General features: G+C 32.5%; 13 protein-coding genes. 7 read left to right on the top strand and 6 right to left on the bottom strand.

The annotated features are described in order from the left end of the window. The first annotated feature begins 52 nt into the window (after positions 1 to 52). From LS72_RS04785 to ftsZ, 3 genes are read left to right on the top strand one after another with little or no spacing between them, the layout of a single operon-like run. A complete protein-coding gene (locus tag LS72_RS04785) occupies positions 53 to 1,516 on the top strand; it encodes a peptidylprolyl isomerase (protein WP_034554382.1) in 1,464 nt (487 codons plus the stop codon). Between the two features lie 28 nt (positions 1,517 to 1,544). Then, entirely contained in the window at positions 1,545 to 2,960 is a 1,416-nt protein-coding gene (gene ftsA / locus LS72_RS04780) for a cell division protein FtsA (RefSeq protein ID WP_034554381.1), read from the top strand. Positions 2,961 to 2,980: 20 nt separating this feature from the next. After that, positions 2,981 to 4,132, top strand: coding sequence for a cell division protein FtsZ (gene ftsZ / locus LS72_RS04775; protein ID WP_034554380.1), 1,152 nt, complete (start codon positions 2,981 to 2,983; stop codon positions 4,130 to 4,132). Positions 4,133 to 4,520: 388 nt separating this feature from the next. Here ftsZ and glmS read toward each other — a convergent pair whose 3' ends face one another. Then, the gene (glmS, locus tag LS72_RS04770; protein WP_138155116.1) at positions 4,521 to 6,308 is read right to left on the bottom strand and encodes a glutamine--fructose-6-phosphate transaminase (isomerizing); all 1,788 of its coding nucleotides are present in this window, start codon (positions 6,306 to 6,308) and stop codon (positions 4,521 to 4,523) included. Positions 6,309 to 6,459: 151 nt separating this feature from the next. On the opposite strand from glmS, the gene LS72_RS04765 reads away from it, so the two are divergent. From LS72_RS04765 to galE, 4 genes are read left to right on the top strand one after another with little or no spacing between them, the layout of a single operon-like run. Then, positions 6,460 to 7,593, top strand: a complete 1,134-nt coding sequence (locus tag LS72_RS04765) for a hypothetical protein (RefSeq protein ID WP_034554630.1) — start codon at positions 6,460 to 6,462, stop codon at positions 7,591 to 7,593. Continuing rightward, positions 7,586 to 8,959: a cytochrome P450 gene (locus LS72_RS04760; RefSeq protein WP_034554631.1), complete on the top strand. Its 1,374-nt coding sequence runs from the start codon at positions 7,586 to 7,588 to the stop codon at positions 8,957 to 8,959. Before LS72_RS04765 ends, LS72_RS04760 begins: the two co-directional genes overlap by 8 nt. A gap of 7 nt (positions 8,960 to 8,966) precedes the next feature. Further along, positions 8,967 to 9,320: a hypothetical protein gene (locus LS72_RS04755; RefSeq protein ID WP_034554632.1), complete on the top strand. Its 354-nt coding sequence runs from the start codon at positions 8,967 to 8,969 to the stop codon at positions 9,318 to 9,320. A 9-nt stretch (positions 9,321 to 9,329) separates the two neighbouring features. Further along, positions 9,330 to 10,340 carry a UDP-glucose 4-epimerase GalE gene (galE, locus tag LS72_RS04750; protein WP_034554634.1) on the top strand — a complete coding sequence of 337 codons (1,011 nt, stop codon included), beginning with the start codon at positions 9,330 to 9,332 and terminating at the stop codon, positions 10,338 to 10,340. Here the strand turns inward: galE and kpsS are convergent. The 5 genes from kpsS to kpsM form a co-directional block, all read right to left on the bottom strand. Then, complete coding sequence (kpsS, locus tag LS72_RS04745) at positions 10,332 to 11,513, bottom strand: capsule polysaccharide modification protein KpsS (RefSeq protein WP_034554636.1); 1,182 nt, start codon at positions 11,511 to 11,513, stop codon at positions 10,332 to 10,334. The two genes, galE and kpsS, sit on opposite strands and share 9 nt — an antisense overlap. Positions 11,514 to 11,578: 65 nt before the next feature. Beyond that, complete coding sequence (locus LS72_RS04740; protein ID WP_138155114.1) at positions 11,579 to 13,315, bottom strand: polysaccharide biosynthesis/export family protein; 1,737 nt, start codon at positions 13,313 to 13,315, stop codon at positions 11,579 to 11,581. After that, positions 13,315 to 14,445 carry a capsule biosynthesis protein gene (locus LS72_RS04735; protein WP_034554885.1) on the bottom strand — a complete coding sequence of 377 codons (1,131 nt, stop codon included), beginning with the start codon at positions 14,443 to 14,445 and terminating at the stop codon, positions 13,315 to 13,317. The genes LS72_RS04740 and LS72_RS04735 overlap by 1 nt, the downstream gene beginning before the upstream one ends. After that, the gene (locus tag LS72_RS04730; protein WP_034554886.1) at positions 14,446 to 15,105 is read right to left on the bottom strand and encodes an ABC transporter ATP-binding protein; all 660 of its coding nucleotides are present in this window, start codon (positions 15,103 to 15,105) and stop codon (positions 14,446 to 14,448) included. Further along, positions 15,102 to 15,866 carry a capsule polysaccharide transporter KpsM gene (gene kpsM, locus LS72_RS04725; RefSeq protein ID WP_034554887.1) on the bottom strand — a complete coding sequence of 255 codons (765 nt, stop codon included), beginning with the start codon at positions 15,864 to 15,866 and terminating at the stop codon, positions 15,102 to 15,104. Before kpsM ends, LS72_RS04730 begins: the two co-directional genes overlap by 4 nt. Positions 15,867 to 15,912 lie beyond the last annotated feature (46 nt).

The raw sequence follows: 15,912 nt of genomic DNA, 5'->3' as shown, positions 1-15,912 counted from the left end.
ACTTTTAAATATTTTTAACTTAGAATTGCAAAATTTATGAGTAAGGTTTTCTATGATTGGTTTTATGCAAAAACATAAAAAATATTTTATTATCACTGTTTGGGTCAGCACGATAGCCTTTATAGGTGCTGGTTTTGTTGGTTGGGGGAATTATAATTTCTCTTTAACGAATAATGCTGTAGCTATTGTGGGTGATACAAAAATTAGCTTTGAAAAAATGCAAAGAGAATATGGAAGGCTTTATAGTATTTATAATCAATTAATGGGTGGGGAGCTTGATGAAGAACAAGCAAAAAAAATGGGAATTGAAGAACAAGCCCTTAATAACCTTATTATCAATGCACTTATGTTAAATTATGCTCACGATTTAGGACTTAGAGTAAGTAAGGAAGAGATAATAAAAGAGATTACTAGTATGGAGGTTTTTAAAAATAATGAAGTTTTTGATGAGGGGCTTTATAAAAATACCTTAGAAGAGAATCATTTAAGACCTAAGGATTTTGAAGAAAGTGTCCAAGAGAGTTTATTGCTCCAAAAACTCAATGCACTTTTAGATATGCCCCTTACTCCCTTAGAAGAAGATATGTTAAAGGCAGCTTATTTTGTTGAAGATTGGGTGCAAATTAAAGTATTAGATAAAAAGGATATTAAATTTGTTGCAAAAGAAGAGGATATTAAAAAATATTGGGAAGAAAATCAAGATATTTATCAGACACAGAGAGGTTATGAAATTTCTAGTGTAAGTGTTAATGTTAAAGATATAAATTATAATGAAGAGGATATTAAAAAATATTATGAAGATTTTAAGAATCAATTTCTTAATGAGGAAGGGCAGGTTTTGCCTTTTTTAGAAGTAAAAAATAGAGTGATTGAAGATTATAAGGATTCACAAGCTCAAAAGGAAGCGTTAAAAGAATATATTAGTTTGCGTAAAGGTGAAAATCAAAAGGCAAAAAATTCTATTGTTTATGAGGGGGATAATCGTTATGGTGTTGAGTTTATAAATCTTTTAAGCCAAGCTAATGAAAAGGAAACGCTTAAGCCCATTAAAGTTAATGATTCCTATATTACCGCAGAGGTGCTTAAGATTATCTCTAGTCAATCAAAAACTTATGAAGAGGCTAAAAATGATGCTAGAGAAGATTATGTGAGTTTTGAAAAAGCAAAAATTTTAGAAGAAAATGCAAAAAAGGAATTGGTAAATTTTAAGGGGATTGATGTTGGTTATGTGAATAAGGATACTACAGAAGTATTTAAGGGGTTAGATAAAAATGAAAGTAGAGATTTTATTAATCAACTCTTGAGTGTAAAAAAAGAAAAAGGATACATTCTGCTAACAAATAAAGCAGTTTTGTATCAAATTTTACGACAAAGAGTTAAAAAATCTGATATAATTTCGCATAATTTGGAATTTCTTATCCAAAATGGCATTCAAGTCAAAGGAAGATTGGTTGAATCAGAATTTTTAGAGTATTTATCAAAGATTTATAAAGTTGTTAGAAACTCTAAGAATTAAAATGGAATAGCATTATAAAGGAATACTCTTGGAACAGACCATTTTAGGTATTGATATTGGCTCAACAAAAATTTGTGCAATTATCGCCACTTCTAAAGACAATGTACCGCACATTATTGGCACAGGTTGTCATAAATCTCAAGGTCTAAAAAAGGGTTCTATTACCAATATCGAACAAGCTAGTCGTGCTATAAAAAATGCTGTTAATGATGCTAAAAGGGTAGCTGGAACAACTATTGATAAAGCTGTTATTTCTATTTCTGGAGTTTATACTAGAAGTGTTAATAGTTCAGGTATTGTGAATATTCCTAATAATGAGATTGGAATTAAGGAAATAAATCGCGTTATACAAACTGCACTTTACAATGCTTCAATCCCTAGTGAATATGAGGTTATTCATATTTTGCCTTATAATTTCAAACTTGATGAGCAAGATTTTATTGATGATCCAATGGGAATGACAGGTGGTCGTTTAGAAGTTTTTGTTAGGATTGTAACGGTGCAAAAGTCAAGTTTAGGAAATTTACGCAAAGCAGTCAAAGCTGCTGGGGTTGAAATTGAAAATATTGTTTTATCTGCTTATGCTTCCTCAATAGCTGTTTTAAGTGAAGATGAAAAAGAGCTTGGAGTTGCTTGTATTGATATGGGTGGAAGCACTTGTGAGTTGATGATACATGCCGGAAACTCTATGCGGTATAATGATTTTTTAGGCGTTGGTTCTAATCATATTACTAATGATTTGGCGATGGCACTCCATACCCCCCAAACTATTGCTGAAAAAGTAAAGATAGAATATGGGAAAGTTTATAAAAAGCAAGAAGATTTAGAAAATGTTATAGAAATTCCTGTAATTGGCGGGGATGATGGAGCAACCCATCAAGTTTCTTTAGAATTAGTCAATGATGTTATTTATGCAAGGGTGGAAGAAACTTTAATTATTCTTCTTAAAAATTTTGAGCAAAGTGGGCTTAAAGAACAATTGGGAGGTGGTATTGTTTTAACCGGTGGAATGACTCATTTAGAAGGTTTAAGAGAATTAGCATCTTCATTATTTGGCATTCCTGTTCGTCTTGCTAAACCTTTAGAAATTGAAGGCTTGTTTGATAATCTTAAAGGTCCAGAGTTTGCAACAGCCATTGGATTAATCCTCTATGCTTCTGGAAAATATACAAATTATGAGATTGATTCAGAGAAGAAAATACGTTATAAAAGTGATAAAGTAGCTGAAGAATTAACACCATTTAATAAGACGCCTATGGCTTCTGCTTCAACACTTAATCCTCTTCATGAGAAGATGGGAGCGACAGTGGCGGTTAATAGCGTTTCTAAAAGTGCTACAGATATTAAGCAGGATTTGTCTAAAATTACAGAAATTAAAAAAATACAAGTTAGGAATAATAATCTCTTTTCCCAAGTATGGCAGAGATTAACCCAAATGTTTTGAGATTTTAAGAAGGAGTAGATATGATAGAGATTCAAGAAGTTAATCCTAATGACTTTAGTGCTAAAATCAAGGTAATTGGTGTTGGTGGTGGTGGTAGCAATATGGTAGCACATTTAATTAACACAGGAACTTATGATGGAATTGAGTTGGCTGTTGCAAATACTGATGCCCAGGCTATTAGCACATCTAATGCTCCTATTAGAATTCAACTTGGTGCGAAATTGACTAAAGGTTTAGGTGCTGGAATGAAACCTCAAGTAGGAAAGGATGCTGCTTTAGAGAGTTATGAGGATTTAAAGATCTTTTTAGAAGGCACAGATATTGTTTTTATTTCTGCCGGACTTGGTGGAGGAACAGGCACAGGTGCAGCACCTATTATTGCTAAAGCAGCTAAAGAAGCTGGTGCATTAACGGTTTCTATTGTTACTAAGCCTTTCAAGTGGGAAGGGAGGCAGAGGGCAAGATTAGCTGAAGATGGGTATAAAGAACTTAAGGCAGAGAGTGATTCTATTGTTGTGATTCCTAATGATAAACTTCTTTCTATTGTTGATAAAAATCTTGGATTGAAAGATAGTTTTAGGATTGTCGATGATGTGCTAGTGCGTGCTGTAAATGGTATGAGTGGAGTAATTCTTTCTCATAGTGCAGGGGATATTAATGTGGATTTTGCCGATGTCAAAACCGTGATGAATCATAAAGGATTGGCATTAATGGGTATTGGGGAAGCAAGTGGAGCAGATGCTGCTAGGGAGGCGATTAAAATTGCTATCGAATCCCCACTTTTTGATAATATGTCTATTAATGGAGCAAAAGGGGTATTAATACATTTTTATTTTAATCCGGATTATCCAATTTATGAGATGCAAAATGCAATGGAGATAATTTACGAAAATACTGATCCAGAAGCAGAAGTTATTTTTGGAACGACAACCGATGAAAGTATAGAACGTGATAAAGTTAGAGTTACCATTATAGCTACTGGATTTGAAAAAGAAGCCCTCCAAAATATTTCTGCAGAAATTGACGCAGCACCTCTTAAGCTTGTGAGTCCGAAAGATATGAGTCAAAAGATTAATCAAGTGGATATGGTAAAGAAAAAAGTCAGTGGGGCAGATTTTATAGGAGAAGAAATGTTGGATGTCCCAACTTTTTTGCGTAACCAAATGGATTAAAATCATTAAGGAGATTTGCATTCTTGAATGCTTTTCTTTGGCTATACCTGTCAATAACCAAAAATAAATTTCTTTATTTATAGCTTTATTTTATAAAATATAAGCAAGTTTTTAATAATTGTTATTTTGTAGTTGAAAAATACAATCATTTTTGATAAAGCTCTTTTTAAATCAAAACACTTTGAAATAAAAAGGATTTAACCCTCATTAGGCTTACGCTACTTTTAATCTATTCTCTTATTTTGTGGTTGTTCTTTAGGGTTTTAAAATTTATATGAAGTTTAGTAGCTTCTTTGAGTGAGTAAAAGCACATTTTAAAACTTTCATTTTGCTTTTTTATAGGGGGTATTTATGCAAGAGCATAAGAAAATAAATTCTAAGTAGATTTTTACTCCACAGTTACGCTTTTGGCTAAATTTCTAGGCATATCTACATCATTGCCCAATCTTAAAGAAACTTCTAGTGCAAAAAGCTGTAATGCTACCATCATTTCAAAAAATTCTTCCATATAAGTTTGTGCTTGGGATGTTTTAATCCAATCATCACTCCCTTCATAATATTCAGAAGTAACAGCACAAATTGTCGCATCTCTAGCACTAAGTTCTTCCACATTGCTTTTTATTTTCTCATATAAAAGGTTTTGTGGCATAAGTGCTACACAAAATAATCGTGTATCTGCTAAGGCGATAGGTCCGTGTTTCATCTCTCCACTTGGATAGCCCTCCGCGTGGAGATAGCTAATTTCTTTGAGTTTTAACGCCCCCTCTAGGGCTAAAGGATAGAAAATGTCTCTCCCGATAAAAAAGAAGCCATGTCCGTGCAAATACCGCTTTGTAAGACGTTTAATATGTTCGTGCATTTTAATATTAACTTTGGTTAAATGGGTAGCTTTAAACATACTTTGAATGATTTTTTGAGCTTCAGTTTTTGGTAATATTCCTTTTATCTGTGCTAAGAATCCTGCTAATATCCATAAAACCATTACTTGTGTTGAAAAGGCTTTAGTGCTTGCAACTCCCTTTTCAATCCCAGCTCTTGTAAGGATTGTTGTATGACTTTCTCTTACAATACTACTATTATCGACATTACAAATACTAAGGGTTTGGAATCCTTGTCTTTTAATCAGCTTTAAAGCTTCTAGTGTATCTGCGGTTTCACCACTTTGTGAGATAACAACAAATAATTCTCCACTATTTAAAATAGGCTCTTTGTAGCGAAATTCACTAGCGATTTCGACTTTAGTTTTAATTTTTGCTATTTTTTCTAGTAAATAGCTCCCAGTTAGTGCAGAATGATAACTTGTTCCACAAGCACATAGGGTAATAGAGGAAATGGATTGTAAGTCTATAGCTCTTAGCTCCTCTAAGATAAAGCAATCTTCTTGCACTCTCCCTATCATTGTTTCTAATAAAACTCTGTGTTGTTCATAAATCTCTTTTTCCATAAAAAAAGCAAAACCATCTTTTTGTGCGGTTAATTTGTCTTGTAATAAGGGTTGGATATTCTCTAGGTTTTTAAAATTTTGTAGATTCATAGCTCCTATTGCACCATCTTGTAGATAGCTTACTTCTGTAACAAGTCCTATTAAAGGTGCATCAGAAGAAGCAAAAAAGATTTCATTGTTATTTTTACCAATAATAAGGGGTGAGCCATTTTTAGCATAATAAATAGTATCTGCAGATTTTTGGGTGATAAGTAAGATGGCATAAGCACCTTTGAGATTGTGAATGGTTTTTGTGAAAGCTTCAAGAATGTTTTGGGATTTTTCTACATAGGATTCAAATAAATGCACAATCACTTCGGTATCTGTTTGGGAGATGAAATGCTTTCCTTCTTTTTGGAGAGATTCTTTAAGGCTTTGGTAGTTTTCAATAATCCCATTATGGACAATATTGCTAAAAGTCCCAAAATGTGGATGCGCATTTACTTCTGTTGGTTTTCCATGTGTTGCCCAACGCGTATGCCCTATGCCAAGCCCAAAACCTTCAGAAGTAAAGTTGTGGCATTTTCTCTCTAAATTACTAATTTTTCCTACCGCCTTAAAGGTTTGTAAATTCCCCTCTGATAAGATAGAAATTCCAGCAGAATCATAACCGCGATATTCTAATTCTTTTAATCCATTTAAAAGCATAGATTTTTTTTCAGAATTTCCTATATAACCAACGATTCCACACATATATATATCCTTAAAGAATTTTTTAGATTCTTGCATAAAATTTGTAAAAGAAAAGTAAATTAGGCATGAATTGTAAATACCCAGTTTTAAAAGATAGGCGTTTTTTAGTTATTATCTAATATAATTACTATTATAAATTAAAGTTGGTTGAATGTTGCGAGATGTTTTTTATATAGGGGGATATGATCCTCGAAGTTATCGTTATTATTATATGTTACTCAAAAAGAATCTTTTGAAGCAAAATGCTATTAATAACCTTAATTTAGAGATTTCTTCTTGTATTAATAAGGCACAAACTCCCTTTTGTAAAATTACGCATCAACAATCTTTAAGTTATTATTATTTTTTAGAGTGGAATGCAATTGTTAAAAAATATTGGTCAAAGAATCTTTTAGATTTTATTTTAGATTTTATATATTTTTTAAAAATGTATATTTTATCAGGGATTTTTGTTACTTTTATTAAAGAATCTAAAGTGCAGTTAGTCGCTGGACTTTATCCTATTTTCTATTTTATTTTTGGGTATAGCATAGCTTTTGTTTTGGCTTATTTTGTATTTTTAACCCTTAAGGAGTGGAATCTTTTTGTTGGAATTTTTATAGTTATTGTGATGATATTTGTTTGTAGTAAGCTTATTATTTATGGGGGGAAGAAAATAGCGGTTTTTTGGCTTTCAAATATATATGTTTTTTGCGCAAAATATGCCTTAAATAAGATTGATGAGATGGGTTATTTAAATGAGAGTTTTGCAAAAGTGATTTATGAAAAATTCAAGGAACATCAAAATATTAGGGATTATGAACTTATTTTATCTGCCCATAGTGTAGGGACAATCCTAGCTGTTAATGTAGTTGCAAAAGTTATTACAATGGCTAATCAAGAAGGTATTTCTTTAGAAAAGTTTAAGCTATTAACGCTTGGAGAATGTATTCCTTTGGTGAGTTTTCAAAAAAACTATCAAGCTTTTAGGGAAGATTTAGAGCTTTTGGTAAATACCCCTATTGTGTGGTTTGATATTACTTCAGCCATTGATGGTGCTTGTTTTCCTCTTGTAGATTTTATAAAAATTGCTAAGATTGAAGCAAAGTTCCCCCCTATTTATCTCCCGGCTAGATTTCATAAACTTTTTACACCCCAAAGTTATAAAAAGATTCGTAAAAATAGATATCTAGCACATTTTTTGTATCTTTATGCCACGGAAATAATAGGAGTCTATGATTATTTTAATTTTATTGGTGGGGCTGATACTTTAGAAGCTAAACTTTTAAGGAGTAAGAATGAATGAATGCCCTTTTTTCCCAAAACCTCATAAAAATAAAGCAACTTTATGGACTACCTTTTTTCTTAAAAGGAGATCTTGGCTTGATGGATTATATGAGAAAAGCTACACAATGAAATCTGGGAGAGTTAAAATGCCCGGATTTGATTTGTATATTGCTAATCACCCCCAAGATATTAGAAGGATAATGGTTGATGAGGTAAGAGATTTTCCTAAAAGTGATTTATTGCACGAATTATTAAGCCCGCTTTTAGGGGAGAGTATTTTTACAACAAATGGGGAGTTATGGGAGAAACAAAGAGAGCTTTTGCGTCCATCTTTTGAACAAGCAAGAATCACAAAAGTATTTGGTTTAATGAAAGAGGCTGTTGATGAGATGATGCAAAAAATTCATCAATATCCTAATAATAGCATTATTGAGATTGATGAAATAATGACTTTTGTAACTGCTGATGTAATTTTTAGAACAATTATGTCTAAAAGGCTTGATTCTCTAAAAGGTAAAGAAGTCTTAGAGGCTTTTGCTATTTTTCAAAAGGAGACTGTCCATACGGCTATTTGGAAAATGTTTTGTTTCCCTAAGTGGTTATCTTATATTCTTGGTGAGAAGAAGAGAATGAAAGCTGGAGAAGTTATCCGCAAAGCTTTAAGTGATATTATTAAACCGCGCTATGAAGAGATTCAAAGGGGAGAGAAGGGAGAGTATCAAGATATTTTGTCCTCTTTATTAGAAGTAGTGGATAAACAGAGGAAACAAAGATTTAGTTTTGAAGAGATTTTAGATCAAGTGGCTATGCTTTTTTTAGCTGGTCATGAGACAAGTGCGAGTGCTTTGAGTTGGACTCTTTATATTTTAAGTATAGCACCCAAAGAACAAGAGATTGCCTATAAAGAGATTTGTGAAGTTGTTAAAGAAGAGGAATTTAGTTTGCAACATTTAAGAAAAGTGAAATATTTAACGAATATTTTTAAGGAGTCTTTGAGGCTTTATCCTCCTGTTGGATTTTTTGCCCGCACGGCTATAAAGAAAACAAAAATTAGGAATAAACTCCTTAAAGAAGGCTCTGGTGTGGTGGTAGCCCCTTGGCTTATACAGAGGCATAGTGATTATTGGAAGAATCCTCACGAGTTTGACCCCTCAAGGTTTGAAGAGAAGCAAGGGATTATAAAAGATACCTATATTCCTTTTGGTATGGGTGAGAGGATTTGCATAGGGCAAGGCTTCGCTATGCAAGAAGCAGTGTTGATTTTAGCCAATATTTTAAGGACTTATAAGATAGAATTGCAAGAGAATTTCGTTCCAGATGTTGTAGGTCGTTTGACAATCCGTTCTAATAATGGAATGTATATTAAATTCACAAAGAGAGAATAAATAAACAATGAGAGAAAAATTAGCCGGAACTCTTTTGCTTTGCATTCTTGTGCCTTTGATGATTATAGGCTATTTATTCATTGTCATCGTAGGGATTTTTGGCAAAGTTAGTCGTGTGCGGCAAGGGGTTAGAGCTTTAGATCATTTTGTAAATGCAACATTATTTAATGGATACGCTTGGGAATCTATTTCTTCTCATGCATGGAGAGAGAGGGAGAAAAGGTGGGCAAAGATTGTTATACAAATCACTGATTTATTTCAAAAAAATCATTGCAAACGCGCTAATCAAAGGGAGCAACCTGTCATTGATCTAATCTTGCATAAAGGTCTAAACCAACAAACTATAGGTAAGCAATTATAGGGACTAAAGATGAAGGTTTATTTATTTACAGGTGCTGCTGGTTATATTGGGTCGCATACAGCCTATGCTTTTTTGCGGAGTTGTGATTGTAAAATTATTATTTTGGATAATTTAAGCACCGGTTTTATAGAAAATATTTTCTTTTTACAGCAGAGTTTTTCTAATAGGGTAGAATTTATACAAGGTAATTTTGGTGATAGGGTGTTATTAGAGAGTATTTTTAAGCAATATTCTTGTAAGGCAGTTATTCATTTTGCCGGGAGCTTGATTGTTGCAGAATCAGTGCAAAAGCCTTTAATGTATTTTTATAATAATGTTGCTAATACTTTAATCCTTTTAGAAGCTATGCAAAAATTTAATATTCATCGCTTTATTTTTAGTTCTACGGCTGCAGTTTATGGAGAACCAACACAAAAGGATTGTATAGCAGAGAGTGCTATAACGTATCCTATTAATGCTTATGGGGAATCTAAACTTATGGTGGAGAAGATTTTATCGCATTTTGAGGTGGCTTCATCAGAGTTTAGAAGTGTTATTTTGCGTTATTTCAATGTCGCGGGTGCTTTAATGGATAGCCCTAAATTAGGACAAAGGACGAAAGATGCTACCCATCTTATTAAAATTGCGTGTGAATGTGCAGTGGGAAAACGCAAAGAGATGGGAATCTTTGGGGATGATTATCCTACCTATGATGGAACTTGCATCCGTGATTATATTCATATTGATGATTTAGCTAATGCACATTTTGAAGCCTTAAAAACATTAGAGCAAACTTCACGCTCACAAATTTATAATGTAGGATATGGCAAAGGTTTTAGCGTTAAAGAGGTGATAGAGTGTGTAAAAGCTGTTAGTGGGGTGGATTTTGTTGTGAGGATTCAACCAAGAAGAGCAGGAGATCCTGCAGTTTTGGTGAGTGATAATAAGAAGATTTTATCATCTACACAATGGAGACCCCAATACGCTAATTTAGAAATTATTTGTAAAAGCGCTTATTTATGGGAGAAAAGCTTAATTTGAGAGTTTTCCATAAAAACTTCCATTGATTTGTGTATTATCAATAAGATAGCTTCTAAATTTCTTATAAAGTTGCAGATTGATTTTATACTTTTTAGTGGCTTTCCAAAACTTATCTAAACTTTCTTGAAAAGTTAATTCGTCAATATCATAAAAGGCATTTCCGCAAACTTTAGTAGGGCAATTATGCAAAAGGGCAGATAAGCCTGTTGTGCTATTGATAACGATGCAACCTAAAGCATTATGGAGAAGAGTTGGTAAGTGGGAATCATGGATGTAGATAACGCGATGGGTAATATTATATTTTTTCGTTTGTCTTTTGATAAAGTTTTTATAGTTACGATACCCTCTATCCATAGGATGATGCTTGATAACTAAAAAGTGTTTGGGTTTAGAGTTTTTGGCAAAAGATTTAATGGTATTTTTAATAAAGTTTTCAATCCTTCTACCTGTGAAGTGATTTTTAATTTGCGTATCATTATGGACTTGTAAAATGGCAATAAAGTATTTTTTCTTTGAAGCTAAGATACGTTTATTATCGTTTTTTTCACTCCAAATATAAAGCCATTTTCTAAAAAGTGATAAAAACCAAGGGAACATTTCTTTGGGACTAAGACTTCTATGGTGGAGTAAGTTGTTAAAATACCAGCTGAAGCAAAAGGAAGCAAACCAATATAAAAAGCTAAACCAAGCCATATTTCTAAAAGAGTGTTGAACTTTTTTTATCGGGAATGTAGTTTGCTCGCTGTATTGCAGATAGAAATTTTTACTTTTTGGAATTTTAGAGTAAGCATTAACCCCGCTTTTTTCAAAAGTAATGAAATCTGGACGGATATAGCCTTCTTCAAACACATAGCATGGGATTTGTAAAATTTTAGCAAGGTCAAGGGATATTTTGTGAATAGGGCGACAATCATTAAATAAAATAATGCATTCAATTGCGTATTTTTTAATAATTTTTTCTAAAAATTCAGGAAAAGCCTCGAAGCTTTTACGATAGGTTAAGGCATTAAATGGATAAAATAAGAAATCTCCCCCATTAAAATTAATCTTATAAACTTTGCAATCTTGCTCTTTAAGTTTTTTTGATAAAGAATAGAAAAATGGTCCCACAGGACCTTGCAAAAGAAGTATATTTTGAGATTGAAATTTTTTAATTATGTTATCTAACCGCATTTCACTTTCTCTAGTTAGGGGGGGGGGTGTAATGCCCACCCCCTCCCCCTTTTTTTAGTTTTTAATCATTTATTAATATCTAATATTACTTTTGTAGCAATAGCGATTTGGTAAAGAATTTGTGTTAGGATGCTTGTAATCTGCAAGTTTCTGCCTGTCTCTATAGCAGGTAGGACTAATAATGAATCTCCGGGATTTAATCCCGGAGCACTAGAGAGAGCATACCAACTACCATTATAACGTTCCGCTTTACCATTGGCTCGTATGAGTAAAATCCTTTTTTTATTTGCCCTTTCTGTGAAATCACCGGCTAATTTAATGTAGTATTGTAGGTTTTTATTGGGTTCATAAATAAAAGCTCCGGGAATGGCTACTTCACCTTGAACAAGCACAAGATTATTTTTCGTTGGGATATTAATAATATCACCTTCTTCTAATATAGTAGTAGCATAAGCCTCTTGGCTATCAAGAACGATTTGTCCTTTGGGTTGTATATTTTTAGCCCTTTGGATAAATTCTAATATCATATTAGCTTGACTACTTCTTACAGCTGATTCTTGTGTTGTTATAGAAGATGAGGTTAGTGCAAGTGTTTCAAGCTCTTTTAGTTGAGACTCTATTAATTGCTTTTGAGAGTTTGCGACACTTTTGCGGAAAACTTGAATAGCCTCTATATTGGATTGTTTATTGACTTTAATTAGTCTAATAAGCTCTTTAAGTGTTGTGCCTTTTTTGATTATAAGGGAATGTAAGCCATCGTGTTCGCCTTCAATAGAGACGCTAATATTTTTACTATTGTAATCTGGGCGAAATTCTATTTCATCCCCAGTTTTTAATAAGACATTTTGGAACTGATTTTTATTATAAGAGATAATATCTAAAATATTATTTGGAAGATAAGAGCGGACAATGGCATTGGTTACTATGGGTTTAGCACCAGAGATAATGGCAATATCCTCTAAGGTTTTAATATCATCTTTTAATTCAAATCGGTAAGGCTTTTGCACTTCTCCCTTAACTGAAACATATTCTTGGAGATTTTTTACTAAAATAACATCACCTGTTCTAAAAGGAAATAACTGCACTTTGCCATTTAAGAGAAAATTGTATAAATCTACTTTTAAAACCGGTTTGTTATCACGTAGTATTTCAATATCTCTAAAACTACCATATTCTAAATTAATTCCACCGGCTTTATCTAGGTATTGCACGATAGAATCTGAACTTAATCCTTGGTAGAGACCGGGTTTATTCACATTTCCTGTAACAAAAATAGAGACATTTTGATAAACATTCATATCTGCATAAACAAATACATTGTTTTTATAAATTTTAGCGATACTAGATTTTAAGACTTTTACTAAATCCCCATTCCTAACACCCAAAAGATTAACAGCTCCAACCGCTGGAATGAAAATATTTCCTTGAGAATCTACCATTAATTCTTGATGAAATTCAACAGCACCCCACATTCTGAAGTTTATCTTATCGCCTATAGCAATTTTATAATCTGGATTGTAAAGGAATTGAGAGGCTTGGGTGAAGTTCCCATTAAAGAGATGGAAGCCAAATACTACTTTTGTAATTGCTGAATTTTGAATAGAATAGGGGGCATTTTGGGGGTTTAGTGTTTGGTCGTCGGTTGTTGTCATATCTGTTGGTTTAGCGGATATTGTTTCTGTATTATTTTGTGCTTGAGTAGAAATTTGAGGAATATTAGCAGAAATTGTAGAGGGATCTATGCTATAACCAAAAGAAAAAAGAAGTAAATAAATAAATAAGAATTTTAATAAAGTTTTCATTAATATCTGTGCTCCTCTATAATCATATTGATAAGTTTTATAATCCCAAATAAAAGTGCTAAAATAACAAAAATTGTAAGAATATTATAGAGTTTTTTGGGATAAGTTGGGGATTGTGGTTCATTAGCCCCTTGTATGACAACAAGTTGCTTAATCTTGCGACTTGATTCAATACGTGCTGCTTCGATAGCTTTTAAAGCAGTAGTATAAGCATCTTGTGCAAATTTTACTTGAATACTTAAATCTTGGAATTTAGCTATTAGATCATTTAGTCGTTTGGAGGCTTTAGAAGAGATTATTTTTGAAACCTCTTTGTCTAATTGTCTTTGCAGGGCTTGAATTTCGGATTTTAAGAGAATGATTTGGGGTGCATTATCATTAAGATAGCTTTGTATTGTAAAGAGTTGTGATTCTTTTTGGGCTAATTTACTTTCAATATCAGCGGTTAATTTTGCTTTAGCCTCAGCTTCTTTTAAAGGATCAAAAACTCCATATTGACTTTGAAAAGTCAATAAGGCATTTTGGGAATTTTGCAAGCGCTCTTTTGCATTAGAGAGTTCTTTTTCTGCAAAAATCATTTGCTCTCTTGCGGCTTTGTGAGAGATTTCATTGACGAAACGTTCAGATTGTTTTAAAATAGTATTAGCGATAGTTTGTGAATCTTGGGGAGTGAAGCCCTCAACTTCAATTTCTAATAATCCAGAATCTGGGTTTAATACAATTTTTGTGCGATTTTGATAGAATTTTAAAAAGGTTTCTATACTATTATTGTGAGATAGAGTAAAAAATAAATCTAGTTTTTTCTTCTCATAGAGTGTGCGTAAATCAATCTCTTTATCTAGTATTTTTAACATATCTATAGAATGAATATATCGTTGTAGGAATAAAATATCTTCTCTAGCTCCTGTGTTGATACCTACAAGGGAAGCTAGACCTAAAGCAGGTGCAATATCATTATTGACAGAATGAACACTTAAAATAATAGAGCTTACATAGCGATCAGAAGCTATGAAAAGATAATAAATCACAACGGGAATCATTAATACATAGACAATTTTGAAGCTTTTAAAAAAGGGTAGTGTCTTTTGAAAAGTGGGTTGTTTTTGAAATAGTCTTTCTAGTTTTCCCATTTATTGTCCTTGATAGATTTGGATACCTTCATCAACATCATCATAGATTGTAGCAACCCCTTCTTTTAAAATAATAATTTTATCACACCATTTTTTAATTTCTGTAACATCGTGAGAGACAATAATGACTTTTGCATTACTTAGTTTTTCTTGGTAAAGTGCCTCACTTTTTTTCTTAAAAGTAGGATCTCCCACGGCTCCTGCTTCATCTACTAAATAATAATCAAAATCAAATGCCATACTCATTCCAAAAGTTACTCTAGCACGCATACCAGAAGACAGAACCCCAACAGGCTCATCAAAAAATTTTCCAATTTCTGCAAAATCTTCTACAAAAGTAACTTTTTCTCTTAGTTTATCTCCTTTGTTGCCATAAACACGTGCAAGGAATTTTATATTATCTCTAGCACTAAGGGAAGCTTGAAAAGAGGAGCCAAGTCCTATAGGAAAAGATATTTTTTTATCTGTAATGACCTTGCCCCTATCTGGCATATCCATTCCCCCTAATATTCGCATCAAAGTTGATTTTCCAGCACCATTTCTACCCATAAGCCCAATACTACAATCATCAGGAAATTCAAAGCTTAAGTCTTTAAAAACATAATGCCTTTTTCCATTGCTTAAGGGATAAGATTTTGTAACATTTTTAAATGCAATCATTTGATACGTCCTAGATATTTATACCTAAAATAATAATACCAAAGCCCAATAAAAAGAATAATGATACTAAAAGAAAAAGGATAGATAAAACTAACGCCTGGTATGTGAGGATACCCTCTAAAATAATTTTCTCGCAGGATTTCTAGGAATTGTAATATAGGATTATAAAGTAAAACATCTACAATATGATTAGGTAAAATCCATAGAGGATATAAGACAGCTGAAGCAAAGTATAAAATATTAATTCCATAGTTAATAAAAATTTGTGTATATTCTAATTCACTACTAAGAAAAGCTAAACAAACTCCCAAGCTAAAGCCTAAAAATGCTAATCCTATAAAAGCAATCACAACTTCTAAAAAATTCATAGGCAAAATGGGTAAATCTAAAAACCAACCAAAGCCAACCATAAATAAGACAAAAACTGTAAAATAAATACATACTTCTAGTAATGCCCTAGCAATGAAAATATGAATAGGTTTAACGGGTTTATATGCCATTAAAGCAAGGTTGGCAGAAACTCCTGCCATAATTTGTTGGATAATATTTCTAAACATAAAAAAGGGGACAAATCCAGTTACTAAAAACATTTCAAAAGGGACTTGTGGAACACTTCTAGCACGAATAAGTGTAAAAATAATAAGAAAAAAAATAATATGAGACATTGGTTCCCCAATTATCCAAAAATAACCAAGTCTTTTATTTTTTCCAAATCGTGTTTTTAATTCACGTAAAAACAAAGCACCTATAATATGAGTCATCTAAAGCCTAATTTCCAAATTTTACACAATCTGCATTATTATATTC

It is taken from the genome of Helicobacter apodemus, from assembly GCF_000765745.2.
GTDB lineage: Bacteria > Campylobacterota > Campylobacteria > Campylobacterales > Helicobacteraceae > Helicobacter_D > Helicobacter_D apodemus.
Note: the sequence above shows the minus strand (reverse complement) of the source record. Positions and strands in the feature narration are given on the sequence as shown.

Bases quoted from the DNA above. Each gene is read 5' to 3' on its own strand.
- LS72_RS04785 (WP_034554382.1), top strand. From the start codon at position 53: ATGATTGGTTTTATGCAAAAACATAAAAAATATTTTATTATCACTGTT.
- ftsZ (WP_034554380.1), top strand. From the start codon at position 2,981: ATGATAGAGATTCAAGAAGTTAATCCTAATGACTTTAGTGCTAAAATC.
- glmS (WP_138155116.1), bottom strand. From the start codon at position 6,308: ATGTGTGGAATCGTTGGTTATATAGGAAATTCTGAAAAAAAATCTATG.
- LS72_RS04765 (WP_034554630.1), top strand. From the start codon at position 6,460: ATGTTGCGAGATGTTTTTTATATAGGGGGATATGATCCTCGAAGTTAT.
- LS72_RS04760 (WP_034554631.1), top strand. From the start codon at position 7,586: ATGAATGAATGCCCTTTTTTCCCAAAACCTCATAAAAATAAAGCAACT.
- LS72_RS04755 (WP_034554632.1), top strand. From the start codon at position 8,967: ATGAGAGAAAAATTAGCCGGAACTCTTTTGCTTTGCATTCTTGTGCCT.
- galE (WP_034554634.1), top strand. From the start codon at position 9,330: ATGAAGGTTTATTTATTTACAGGTGCTGCTGGTTATATTGGGTCGCAT.
- kpsS (WP_034554636.1), bottom strand. From the start codon at position 11,513: ATGCGGTTAGATAACATAATTAAAAAATTTCAATCTCAAAATATACTT.
- LS72_RS04740 (WP_138155114.1), bottom strand. From the start codon at position 13,315: ATGAAAACTTTATTAAAATTCTTATTTATTTATTTACTTCTTTTTTCT.
- LS72_RS04735 (WP_034554885.1), bottom strand. From the start codon at position 14,445: ATGGGAAAACTAGAAAGACTATTTCAAAAACAACCCACTTTTCAAAAG.
- LS72_RS04730 (WP_034554886.1), bottom strand. From the start codon at position 15,105: ATGATTGCATTTAAAAATGTTACAAAATCTTATCCCTTAAGCAATGGA.
- kpsM (WP_034554887.1), bottom strand. From the start codon at position 15,866: ATGACTCATATTATAGGTGCTTTGTTTTTACGTGAATTAAAAACACGA.